Here is a 12000-nt window from a genome sequence, read left to right on the forward strand (position 1 = left end):
TAAATTCCGGTTACAGGACGAGCATGTCCCGGTCGTCAAATTCATCGTTCGGCCCCCAGGCGACTTCCCAGTAATAGCCGTCCGGGTCCGCAAAATAGCCGTGGAAGCCACCCCAGAAAACGTCCTGGGGTTCCTTTACGATCCTGGCCCCCGCATTCCGGGCCAGTTCAATGACTTCAACCACTTCCTCTTTCGTTTTTGCGTTATAGGCAAGCGTGATTCCTCCGAATCCGGAACCGATGGGGGGAGGATTCTCCTCGTTGATGTCTTTTGCCAGCAAATCCAGCGGATACAGTTCCAGCTTCGTGCCGGGAGTGCTGAAAAAGACAACGTCCGGGTGGTCGCCCGCCTCGTCCGTTTTAAAACCGAGCCCGTCACGGTAAAATTGCAGGGCCTTCTTCATGTCCCTGACTCCAAGGCAGATGATGTTCATTCTGTTCATGCTCTTTTTCATGGGATGGTATTTGAAATGTTTGATGGGAATGGCGCGGATACCGGTTCCCCTGCAAAAAAAGGGCTGCCCTCCGCACAGTGTGCCGGAAGGCAGCCGGATGAAAGTGGCCGGGGAAAAGGTCAGCTCAGGGCTTCCACCAGCTTGTCGCCATAGGCGGAGCAGGAAAGTTCCGTGGAGCCGGGAATCATTTCCGCGAGGTCGAACGTGACGGTTTTTGCGGCGATCACCCGGTCGATGGCCTGAATCAGCAGGTCCGCCGCTTCCGTCCAGCCCATGTAGCGCAGCATCATTTCCGCGGACAGGATGACGGAGCTGGGATTGGCCTTGTCCAGTCCGGCCAGTTTGGGGCCGGTGCCGTGCGTGGCTTCAAAGATGGAATGGCCCGTCAGGTAATTGATGTTGCCGCCGGGGGCGATGCCGATGCCGCCCACCTGCGCCGCCAGCGCGTCGGAAATGTAATCCCCGTTCAGGTTCAGCGTGGCTACCACGTCAAAGTTTTCCGGATGCAGCAGGATTTCCTGAAGGAAGGCGTCTGCAATGCAGTCCTTGACCACGATTCCGTTGGGAAGCTTCATCCAGGGGCCGTCTCCGATGGGCTGCGCGCCGTATTCCCGGCGCGCGACGTCGTACCCCCAGTCGCGGAAGCCGCCTTCCGTGAACTTCATGATGTTGCCCTTGTGCACCAGCGTGACGCTCTTGCGGCCGTTCTCCACGGCGTAATCAATGGCGGCGCGCACCAGGCGCTCCGTGCCTTCCCGGGAAACGGGCTTGATGCCGAAGCCGGAGCTTTCCGGGAAGCGCACCTTCTTCATGCGGTCCGGGAAGATGCGGTTCATGGTGTCGAAAAACAGCTTGGCCTCCTCGGAGCCTTCCTTGAACTCGATTCCGGCGTAAATGTCCTCCGTGTTTTCCCGGAAAACGACCATGTCCACCTTCTCCGGAGCTTTCACGGGTGTTTCAATGCCGTTAAAATAACGCACCGGGCGCAGGCAGACGAACAGGTCCAGATCCTGCCGCAGCGTGACGTTCAGGCTGCGGATGCCGCCGCCCACCGGGGTGGTGAGGGGCCCCTTGATGCCTACCAGGTACGTGCGGAAGGCTTCCACCGTCTCGTTGGGAAGCCAGGTTCCCAGGTTGTCAAAGGACTTCTGCCCGGCAAAAACTTCATACCAGGCGATGGAACGCTTGCCCTGGTACGCCTTCTTCACGGCCGCGTCAATCACCCGGGAAGCCGCCGCCCAGATTTCAGGCCCGGTTCCGTCACCGATGATGAAGGGGATGACGGGCCTGTCCGGAACGCAAAGCCTGCCGTTCTGCATGGTGACGGCTGCGCCGTCCGTGGGAGGGGTGAATGTTAAATGGGCCATGACGTGCGTTCCTTTATAGGACGCAGACTGTTTTGGCAAGATAAAAGAACGGAATGGGAAGCTGCGCTCCATGGGCATGCATCAGAACCAGCGGTCTTTTCCGGGCTGTTCTTCCGGCTGCCGGGCTTCTTCCCGGAGGCGGCGCATGAAATTTTCTTCCGCCTGGCGTTTTAAATCGCTCTCCATGATGTGCTTCCGGGCGCTTTCATTCAACTGGTTGACGGCGATGGCGGAGTCCTCCGGGGTAAGCCTGTTCCAGATTCCGGCGTCATCCCTCACGACGCGGAGGGAGCCTTCCACCATCTCGCAGGAAATCAGTTTTCCGTGAAGACCTTCCGCGGTGATGGGACCCTTGTTCTCCGCAGGAATGATGATCCGGAGCGGCTCGGGCCCTTCCAGGTCAATGCCCCCGTGGGCGCGGTAGGCCGCTTTCAGGACCAGCGTCTTTTTGCTCCACCACCAGGTGGTGGAATAGCGGTATTCATAATCAAACGTCCGTTCCACGGTAACCAGGTTGGCTACTTTTTCATCCTTCTGCACGATCAGGGCCACGCCGCCGTGATCTGTGGAAAAACCCTTGTTGATCAGCGTCAGCCCCAGCTCCCTGCCTGCCTCAATCAATTTTTCCGCCACCTCCATCGGTTTTTCCACCGGAGCCGTCAGGCAGGAACGGACGCCCCAGACCACGACGGCCAGCGCTCCGATCAGAACGGCCCCTTTCACCAGGGCGACGACGGAGGGGGAATGGAGAAAGGATGGCGGGGAATCACTCATGAAAAGCTGTACGGGCGGTAAGCTCAGGGTTCCGGGTCTTCATGGGAGCCGTCCTTCTTGATGGGAGGCAGGAACATGGCCAGGAACGCAAAGGCGATGACGGTCAGGTCATCTATCTGGCCTACTCCGGGAATGAAGTCCGGAATCAGGTCAATGGGGGAAAAGGCATAGAGCGCCGTCAGGATAAGAAGAACAAGCTTGCGTTTGGTAAACAGGCGCGGTTCTCCTTCCCGGCTGCGGAAATAATTGACGGCCCTGGCCAGCAATTGCTGTTTGGGGCCTTGGGGCGGAATGGGAAGCTTGCTGCTCATGAGGGCTTGGAAGGGTGACATAAAAATTATCTCATGCGCTCCCGGCGGCGTCCAGAGCAATTCCCGGATGCCGCAGGAGCCAGGTTTTCCATTGTTCGGCAGGGGCTGGGTTGTTGACGGCAATTACGTTGCATCAGGAAAGAACCTTTCCCGGATACCTCCTCATGACATGCAAACCGGTAGAAAGGAATGTGATTCAGGCAAATCCCGGAAGGCATGGACAGTATGATCTTCCATCGGAGAAAGCAGCGACAAGGGAAAGGACGGGTTGCGTGCGGAACTCTCGCGCCTCACCGAATCTTGTTGCGTTTTACTTTCCGGTATGCTGGAATTACCTGATGAACAAGTGGCTTTTGTTTTTCCTGTGCATGTTGTCGGGAACGGCATTGCCGCCTTTGCAAGCCGGAGAGAATGGGAGCAACGTCCCTGACGGACTCAAGGAACGGATTAACTCTTCCGTGTATGGCGAATCTCCGCACGTGGCTCCCGCCTATTTTTCAGGAACCATCCGCGAACGGGATACATGGGAAATAGATATTCTTTCTCTCAACGGCCATAAGCTGCCTGTGCCAATAACCGTGGCATTTGAAAGGAAGTCTGTAGAGTTCACTCCTGCAACGGGGATGGGATGCTCCGGGATTATCCCTGTGCTGATTCCACGGGGAAAGGCAGGGTATCCTAAACACTGGTGTGATGCGGGAGCTTCTCCATCCGTGATCGTGGAGGACAAGCCAAGGAATCTTTCTTTGTTGCAGGAGGCCGTCTTGCAGAGCTACCAGCATCACCTTATTAAATCCATGAAAATGTCCATCAAACTTCTGGAACAGATGAAGGATGAGGATCAGGCGCTGGCTCTGGAGAAAAACTGGGCATATGAAATCATGGATTATGTGTTCTGGACGTCTCTGGAAAGCAGTGTGCCTTTAGAGGCAAGAATGGCTTATATCAAAAACCATCCGTCAGTTCCGGAACAATCGCAGAAGGAAGCGGATGCCTATCTTGAAAGGATGCGTGTTCTCCGGAGCAAACCTTGGAGCGCCAAATTACGCTTGCTGCAAGATGAGAAGAATGGTTTCCGTCCCTTACAGGGGAATTTTTAAGTTTGACTTGAATTAACGAGCCTTATCCGGAAAAAAGAATGGTTTGGATTCCCGTGAAAATAACGGAATATTGATCAAGGAGGCGCCATGGACATTCATTTCAGAAGGGTGACCGAGTTTAACCGCGGGATATTGTTTGAATTATTGTCGGACGCCTATTCCTTTGACTCCCGGTGGCAGGATCGCTGCGGGGCGGACTGGAAGGAGTTTGACGATTTTTTCTTTGATAACCCCCGGATTGCAGATAGGTATGGTTTTATCACTGTTTGCAATGGCAGACCCGCCGGGCTGGCGTCATGGGACCCCAGGAAGATGCCCGAACACGTGGAAGTAGGCCATAATTGCATCATATCCTCCCATAAGGGCCGTGGTTACGGCGCGGTACAGCTCCGGGAAGCGCTCCGCCGGATCGCCCGGCAGGAGGCGCGGAAAATAGTCGTCACCACGAATGCCCGGATGCTTCCCGCCCGGCGGATGTATGAAAGCGTGGGGTTCAAGGCCTGCGGGAGAAGGAGGAACGAAAGCCATACCGCCTTTTTCGGGGACTACATTGATTATGAAATGATACTGCCGTAGGAACGTTTGTGTGGAATGGCCGGGCCAAACGGGTTCCGGAATTTTTGGGGACGGACGATTCTTCGGAATAGGGAGCAGGGCGGTTCTTCCCTTGATCCGCGGCCATTTCCGGGAACGGAAACGTCCTGCTCCCGCAAACATGAAGGCGGCATTGACACGGCGGAGGGCACGGGGTACTCTCCTGCGGCATATAATGATCAGTTTTACGAATATCAGCGGGGCCGAGGAAATTGGGGCCAATTGCTATTTGCTTGAGATGGACGGCACCCGGATCATACTTGACAGCGGGATGCACCCCAAGAGGGAGGGACTGGCGGCCATGCCGGATTTCGATTCCATGGAGCCCAATTCCGTAGAGGCCGTTTTTTTAAGCCATTCCCACCTGGACCACCTGGGAACGCTGCCCGTGCTTCAGGAGAAGCAGCCGGCGGCGGATGTGTTCATGACGCCCGCCGCCGCCGCCCTGTCCGAGGTGATGCTGCACAATTCCGTGAATGTGATGAGCTCCAAGAGGCTGGACCTGGGCATTGTGGAGTATCCCTTTTTCACCCATAACGATCTGGACAGGCTGAGCGACGCCTGGCATGCCAAGTCCTGCAACGAGGTGTTCCGCGTGGGGTTCCGGCAGAACGTGCTGGCCACGTTTTACGATGCCGGGCACATCCTGGGTTCCGCAGGCGTGATGCTGGAGGGCGAGAGCGGCCATACCGTGTTTTACACGGGGGACGTGCAGTTTGAGGACCAGAGCATGATTCCCGGCGCGGATTTTCCGGAGTCCGGCGTGGATACGCTGATCATGGAGTGCACGCGCGGCGGCTTCCAGCGCAGCGCCCATTATTCCCGCCCGGAGGAGATGGTGCGGTTTGGCAAGGCGATTGCGGAGACGCTGGAACGCGGCGGCGCGGTACTGATTCCGGTATTCGCCATCGGCAAGAGCCAGGAGATGCTGTTCAATATCCACCGTTTCAAGCAGCAGGGGGTGATTCCGGCCAATACGCCCGTGTACTTCGGCGGGTTGAGCGCCAAGGTTTCCCTGCTGTACGACCGTTTTGCCGGGCTGACCCGCAGGCATGACCATGAGTTCAAGCTGAAGGAGGAGATCAAGACCATGCCCCTGCCGCGCAAGGGCAAGGCTCCCCTGGTGTGTTCCCCCGGGAATATTTACGTGGTTTCCAGCGGCATGATGACGGAGAATACGCTCTCCAACGTGATGGCGGAGCAGGTTCTTCCGCATGAGAAGAACGCCATTCTTTTTGTGGGGTATGCGGATCCGGATTCCCCGGCAGGCCAGTTGAGGGCCGCCCCGGCGGGGGAACTGGTGAAGATGCGGCCCAAGGGCCAGCCGGTGCGCCGCAATTGCACGGTGGATTGTTTTGATTTTTCCGGGCACGCCACCCGTGACGCGCTGGTTAATTATGCCGTGAAGCTGAATCCCAGGCAGGTGGTTCTGGTGCACGGCGACCCGGACGCCGTGGAATGGATGCACGACACGCTTTCCGCCAAAATGCCGGATTCCACCATCATCGCACCCGTGCCGGGACAGCGCTATACGTTTGAGTCATGAGTTTCACCGGAGAGAGAAAGGGTCGCCTGATCGTCTTTGAAGGCATTGACGGCACCGGCAAGTCCACCCACATCGGCCGGTTGCGGAAGCATCTGGAAGGGCAGGGCCTGGAAGTGGTGCAGAGTTTTGAGCCCACCCGCGGACAGTGGGGCCGGATGCTCCGGGATTCCGCCGTGACGGGCCGCCTCTCCGTGGAGGAGGAGGTAGAGTTATTCCTGAAGGACAGACGGGAGCATGTGGAGACGCTGATTGCCCCCGCTCTGGCGCGCGGCGCGTGGGTGCTGCTGGACCGCTATTATCTTTCCATGATGGCCTACCAGGGCGCGCGGGGCGTGGATACTTCCGTCATCCGCGCCGCCAATGAGGAGTTTGCCCCCGTGCCGGACGCCGTGGTCTGGCTGGATATTCCCGTTTCCGTGGCGCTGGAGCGCATCGGGAGCCGCGGGGAACGCGACGCGTTTGAAACGGAGGCGGGCCTGGCGGCCTGCCGCAATGTATTCGCCTCCATCCATGAACCCTGGATGCTCCGCGTGGACGCGGACGCCGGGAAAGAGGAAGTGGCGGCAAGAGTCCGGAAAACCCTTTCCGGGCGTTTTCCCGAAGTGATGGGTAATCAGGAATGAGATGTCTCCAAAGCCGCGAATTCCCTTTGAGGTTCAGTCTGCGGTATTTGGCCGCTGCGCCGCAGGCGCATAAACCGTCGGGTCCGGGATTCCGGCTTCCCTGAAGGCTTCCCGCCGTTCCATGCAGGTGGAGCAGGTGCCGCAGTGGACGGCGGCGCCCTTGTAGCAGGAGTAGGTGCGGGAGAAGTCCACGCCCAGTTCATGGCCCATGGCGGCGATGCCGCCCTTGGAGGTGTGGATGAAGGGGCGCAGGATGCCCAGCCCGGCATAGGTCCCCAGGCGGACGGCTTCCGTCATGGCGGCCATGAATTCCTCCCGGCAGTCCGGATAAATGCTGTGGTCCCCGGAGTGGGCCGCAATGACGAGCTGCTGCGCTCCGCAGCTTTCCGCCACTCCGGCGGCAATGGACAGGAAGATGCCGTTGCGGAAGGGGACGACGGTCTGCTTCATCAGCTCCTCGTCATAGGAGCCGTCCGGGATGTCTTCCGCGCCGGAGAGGAGGGCGGATTTCAAATGGGCGGAGATGGAGGAGATGTCAATGACGCGGTGTTCAATGCCCAGGCTGGCGGCCTGCCACGCGGCGCATTCCAGCTCCCGTTCCGCGTGGTTGGAGGCGTAGTCAAAGCTAAGGGCCACCCGCACGCGGTGGTTCCGGTGCGCCCAGTGCAGGGCCACGCTGGAGTCCAGCCCTCCGCTGAGCAGCACGGCGGTTTCCATTGTTTCCATGGCAGAACGGTTAAAGTGGGCGGTTTTCCGGGTTGTGCTCCGCCATGGCGGTGAGCTGGATGCCGCCGCGGGGGGAGAAGCGGCCTTCCACCTTCAGCCACCGGGGGGAGATGGCGGCCACCAGGTCATCCGTGATGCGGTTGACGATCTGTTCATTGAAGGCCGGGTAGTTGCGGTAGGAGGCCAGGTAGTATTTAAGGGATTTGGTTTCCACGCATTTTTCATCCGGCACGTAGGTGATCATCAGGTGGCAGGAGTCCGGCTGCCCGGTGACGGGGCAGAGGGAAGAGAATTCATGCGTGTCCAGCGTGATGGTGTAGGGACGCGTGCCGCGGTTGGGGAAGGATTCCAGCTTGGCGTCGTCAGGGCTGGTGAAGAAGGAGCTTTGTGAGCCGAGGAGAGTCAGAGGTTCGGACATGGATGGTTGATGTTGTGTTATAGTGGAGATTCAGTTTTCCTGCGCGGGGCCGTCTTTTTCCCGAACGGGTTCCCTGCCGGGGAATTCCTTCACGTACAGGTCCTGCTGGGGGAAGGGGATGGAGATGCCGTGTTCGTTGAACGCATTATAGATGTTTTCCCGCACGGTGGAAAGGCTGGATGCCTTCGTCATGACGGGAACCCACACCCACACGCCAAGATTGACGGAGCTGTCCCCAAAGCTGTCCAGCACCACGCTGGTTTTCTTCACCTTGGAAAGGAAGGTCAGGGAGGAGAGCGTTTCCAGAATGATGCCGCGCGCCCGCTCCACATCCGTTCCGTAGGAGATGCCCACTTCCACCTTGGAGCATTCGAACTTGTGGTTGCGGGTCATGTTGCGGAAGTTTTTGTTGAAGAGCTGGGAGTTCTGGAAGGCGATGATGGAGCCGTCCAGCGTTTCAATCATGGTGGAGCGGTAGCCCAGGGAGGAGACGCGCCCCCGGTAGCCGTCGCATTCAATCATGTCCCCCTGGCGCAGGCGCCCCAGCATCAGGGACAGGCCGCTGATGATGTTTTCAATGGTGTCTTTCAGGGCAAAGCCGATGCCCATGCTCAAGCCGCCCATGACCATCAGCAGCCCGTTGTAGTTGGCGTCCATGATGATGAGGGCCGTGAAGACGAAGAGCCCCCACAGGAACAGGGAGGAGAGGGTGATGAAGGTGGGGATGATGCCCACTTCATACTCCTCCCCGTAGATTTCATACAGGGTGTTTTTACCGATGAAGATCAGGTAGTTGAGCACAATGGCGATCAGGATGACCGTGATGAGGTGGCTCCAGCTGAAGGTGAGCAGGTCCTTGACTTCCGTGGTGGCGAAGATTTTGCTGACGATGAGGTCCCCCATGTCGAAGGTGGCGGCGGGCCAGATGAGGCTGAACAGGATGAGGAAGATGGCCAGGCACGGGAGCACCAGCTTGGAGACGAAGGGGCGGAACCACAGGATGTCCTTTTTGTTCCGTTCCTTGCGGTGGTTTTCATAGTGGTGCAGCAGGTCCCAAAGCCCCACCAGGAGCAGGATGCTGGTCATCAGCATGATCCACGTCATCAGCACCAGGAAGGCCATGAAGCTGAACCCGGCCCAGCACAGGCCGCTGCCCAGGATGGTGAGCACCAGGGAGATGGTGGCGAAGAAGCGGTCCAGCCGGGGCAGCTTGTGCCTTTGGCGCACCCAGGTCAGCAGGGAGAAGAGGGAGACCAGCGTGAACAGGACGGGCATGAAGATGTCCACGATGATGTTGGGGGCCATGAACATGCGCAGCAGCATGAAAAAGCCTCCCAGGATCAGGTAGGGCATGTAGATGCGTATGCCGGCGTTGATGGTGCCGTATTTGAGGCGCGTCACCAGGGAGAACAGGATGGCGCTGACCAGCAGGAGGAATTCCGCGCCCAGGGAGGCCGCGCTTTTCAGCAGGTAGTCCGGCGTGCGCAGGGAGGAGATGACGAGGACCAGCGCCACGATGAGGATGGTGGTGACGTTGGTGAAGGCGTGGCGCTTGTTGACGTGGCCCGTCTTTTCCAGCGTTTTTTTGAAACCAAGAAAGACGATGAAGCGGGAAAGCCAGTAGGAACAGAAGATGATGCCCAGCAGGATGAGGCCGTAATGCTTGAGCGTCTGCGGGTCTGACGGGAGCTGAAACTTGCTGTCCGCGGAGGTTTCCCACGCCGCCATGCACACTTCATAAGTCTTGGCCGGCTTCAGGAAGATGTATTTGGCCGCATTGGACGGGGTGTAGAATACCCGGTTGAACAGGGAGGTGAACAGCTTGCCGCTCTCGTTGTTCAGGATTTCTATTTTTACGGTCAGGCTGTTGAACAGCTCCTTGAGGTAGCTGATCTGCTCTTTTTCCTTTTGAAGGGCTTCCTCCAGGGCGCGGCAGGTGTACAGGGCTTCATCCCTCTGCACCAGGGACGGTTCCGAGAGGTTGTCCGTATTGACTTCCTCCAGGGATTCCACCAGTTTTTTGATGCGCTCTATTTCCTTGTCCAGCCGCTCCTCCTGCCCCTGGAAGTCCGGCCTCTCGGAGTAATACTGCTTCACCAGGCTGGTGGCGGCCTTGCAGTAAAAGGCCAGGGTAAAAATTTTCTGGTCGTCCAGCGCGTAAAGCACGGCGGACATTTCATAAACCCTGGTGTCAAAGTAATTGTAGGTGTCGTCAGCCTCCTTCACCAGCGTGTCCCGGATGGCCATCCTCTTTTCTTCATTCTTTTTCAGGATGGCTATTTCATGGCACAGGGCCATGATGACGGTGTCCATTTCCGTATGGTCCGGTTCCGCCTGCGGCTCCGCCGGGGCCGGTTCCTGCGCCTGTTCCGGAACGGCGGCGGGCTCTTCAGCCTGCTGTGCCGCAGCATGGCCCAGAGCCAGGAAACCCGCCAGGAGGAAGGCGGCGCAGCAGCGGAAAAACGTCCGGTAATCAGGGATGCTCATGAACGGTTCCAGTTCTAGGGGCTGTGGGCATTACGGTCAAGGTTATATTCCCGCGCTGCCTGAGACGGCTTTGCGGGGGAAGCCGCGCGCTTTCCGGCGCAGCCCCAGGGTGTTTTTTCAGGACCCGGCTTTCCGTGCCCGGCGTCTGGCCCTTATTGATTTTATGATTGATTTTTTAACGGAATATTGGTTATTATGAGAATAATTCCATGATTTGTATGAAGGAACCGGAAATTTTAACCATAGACGCCCATTGCCATTTGTTCAACCACGAGGTTCTCTCCTGGAGGCTCCTGGCGGATTTCATCCTTTCCCGGATACGCCGCCGGGGAATGCAGGCCCGTCTGGAAACGGCGGGAGGCATCGGCGAACTGAAGAGGATCATCCGCTTTTTCAGGACGGGGTTGATGGATACGGAGGATATTTACGGCAAGCTGCTGGCGGAAGGCGCCTGCAATACCGTTGTGCCGTTGATGTTTGACCTGGATTACTGCATGAAGGGCGCCGGGTATTCCAACGGGTTCCGGCGGCGCAAGGTCTGCAAGAAGAATATAAAAAGGGCGGCGCGGAAGGAATGGGCCGCGCTCCGGAAAGAACTTGATGAGCTGGCGGCGCATGCCGGGAGGGGGGAAAGAAGAGAACTGGGGGAGATGAAGCAGGCCCTCCGCCGCCTGTCCGGAAAGACGGAACGGCTTTCCCTGGGAAAACGGGATGCGTTCCGGATGCAGGAGGAGGCGTTGCTCAAACTGGCGGCGGCGCATCCCGGCAGGGTGCTTCCGTTTTACGCGGTGGACCCGCGCCGCCCCGGCAACTGCATGCACGGTCCGGACGGGACGATTGACATTTCCCTCTTGACGGACAGATTGCTTCCCAGGCTGGGAGGGAAGGGCGGTTTTTACGGCTTCAAGCTATACTGCCCCAATGGCTATTCCCCTACGGACCCCGTGCTGATGGCCCTGTACGAGTATTGCGAACGGCACGGGGTTCCGCTGACGGCCCATTGTTCCGGCGGCGGCTTTGCCAGTTTTTCCCCTTCCATCATGGTGCACGGGCACGTTTACCGGAATGGAGAGGTTGTTCCGCATGACGGCGTTCTGGAATTCAGGCACTACCGCCTGACGGACAAGCTCCGGGTGAAGGAGAAGGCGGAACTTCTGAACCATCCGCGGCTGTGGAAGAAGGTGATGGAAGCTTTTCCGCGCCTCCGGCTGAACCTGGCCCACTTCGGCTGCCGGGACGAGGGCATGGAATGGACGGAACTGATTTACGGCATGATGGAGCAGTTCCCTGGCCTTCATACGGATTTGTCCTGCATCACGGAGGCGCCCAGGCTCAGGGAGATGCGGGAGTATTTCCTCAAGGCCCCGGAACAGGTGCGCCGCAAATTCCTGTTCGGCAGTGATTTTTATCTGAACCTTCTTTTCCTGGACGGGATGAAGGTGTACATGGAGAATTTCCGGAACACCTTCACGGAGCAGGAAAGGCATGAACTGATGACGGCCAATCCGTCTGAATTCCTGGGGCTGCCCTGACGGGGACACGGAAAACGCTCCGGACATTCATCCGGAGCGTTGGAAAGGAAAGCTGTTCCCGGAAGGGG

General features: G+C 58.2%; 12 protein-coding genes. 5 read left to right on the forward strand and 7 right to left on the reverse strand.

Annotation, left to right across the window (positions count from 1 at the left end; genetic code table 11):
* Positions 1–10: 10 nt before the first annotated feature.
* The 4 genes from HHJ06_RS05180 to HHJ06_RS05195 form a co-directional block, all read right to left on the reverse strand.
* Positions 11–442 (reverse strand): VOC family protein, encoded by a 432-nt coding sequence (locus HHJ06_RS05180; protein WP_215428241.1) that lies wholly within the window; start codon positions 440–442, stop codon positions 11–13.
* A 131-nt stretch (positions 443–573) separates the two neighbouring features.
* Entirely contained in the window at positions 574–1821 is a 1248-nt protein-coding gene (gene icd / locus HHJ06_RS05185; protein ID WP_215428244.1) for an NADP-dependent isocitrate dehydrogenase, read from the reverse strand.
* 81 nt (positions 1822–1902) lie between these two features.
* Positions 1903–2595 carry a DUF4230 domain-containing protein gene (locus tag HHJ06_RS05190; protein ID WP_215428246.1) on the reverse strand — a complete coding sequence of 231 codons (693 nt, stop codon included), beginning with the start codon at positions 2593–2595 and terminating at the stop codon, positions 1903–1905.
* Positions 2596–2618: 23 nt separating this feature from the next.
* A complete protein-coding gene (locus tag HHJ06_RS05195; protein ID WP_215428247.1) occupies positions 2619–2906 on the reverse strand; it encodes a YkvA family protein in 288 nt (95 codons plus the stop codon).
* Positions 2907–3244: 338 nt separating this feature from the next.
* On the opposite strand from HHJ06_RS05195, the gene HHJ06_RS05200 reads away from it, so the two are divergent.
* The 4 genes from HHJ06_RS05200 to tmk all read left to right on the forward strand — a co-directional run bounded on the left by HHJ06_RS05200 (position 3245) and on the right by tmk (position 6769).
* The gene (locus HHJ06_RS05200; RefSeq protein WP_215428249.1) at positions 3245–4006 is read left to right on the forward strand and encodes a hypothetical protein; all 762 of its coding nucleotides are present in this window, start codon (positions 3245–3247) and stop codon (positions 4004–4006) included.
* An 87-nt stretch (positions 4007–4093) separates the two neighbouring features.
* Positions 4094–4582 (forward strand): GNAT family N-acetyltransferase, encoded by a 489-nt coding sequence (locus tag HHJ06_RS05205; RefSeq protein ID WP_215428251.1) that lies wholly within the window; start codon positions 4094–4096, stop codon positions 4580–4582.
* Between the two features lie 193 nt (positions 4583–4775).
* The gene (locus tag HHJ06_RS05210) at positions 4776–6146 is read left to right on the forward strand and encodes an MBL fold metallo-hydrolase (protein ID WP_215428253.1); all 1371 of its coding nucleotides are present in this window, start codon (positions 4776–4778) and stop codon (positions 6144–6146) included.
* On the forward strand, positions 6143–6769 hold the full coding sequence (tmk, locus tag HHJ06_RS05215; protein ID WP_215428255.1) for a dTMP kinase: 627 nt from the start codon (positions 6143–6145) through the stop codon (positions 6767–6769). The genes HHJ06_RS05210 and tmk overlap by 4 nt, the downstream gene beginning before the upstream one ends.
* A 33-nt stretch (positions 6770–6802) precedes the next feature.
* On the opposite strand, the gene queC is transcribed toward tmk, so the two are convergent.
* From queC to HHJ06_RS05230, 3 genes are read right to left on the reverse strand one after another with little or no spacing between them, the layout of a single operon-like run.
* A complete protein-coding gene (gene queC / locus HHJ06_RS05220; RefSeq protein WP_215428257.1) occupies positions 6803–7495 on the reverse strand; it encodes a 7-cyano-7-deazaguanine synthase QueC in 693 nt (230 codons plus the stop codon).
* Positions 7496–7505: 10 nt separating this feature from the next.
* A complete protein-coding gene (queF, locus tag HHJ06_RS05225; protein ID WP_215428259.1) occupies positions 7506–7913 on the reverse strand; it encodes a preQ(1) synthase in 408 nt (135 codons plus the stop codon).
* 30 nt (positions 7914–7943) lie between these two features.
* A complete protein-coding gene (locus HHJ06_RS05230) occupies positions 7944–10400 on the reverse strand; it encodes a mechanosensitive ion channel family protein (protein WP_215428261.1) in 2457 nt (818 codons plus the stop codon).
* 209 nt (positions 10401–10609) lie between these two features.
* On the opposite strand from HHJ06_RS05230, the gene HHJ06_RS05235 reads away from it, so the two are divergent.
* Positions 10610–11932, forward strand: a complete 1323-nt coding sequence (locus HHJ06_RS05235; RefSeq protein ID WP_215428263.1) for an amidohydrolase family protein — start codon at positions 10610–10612, stop codon at positions 11930–11932.
* Positions 11933–12000: the final 68 nt, after the last annotated feature.

The organism is Akkermansia muciniphila (assembly GCF_018709685.1).
Lineage (GTDB): Bacteria > Verrucomicrobiota > Verrucomicrobiia > Verrucomicrobiales > Akkermansiaceae > Akkermansia > Akkermansia muciniphila_E.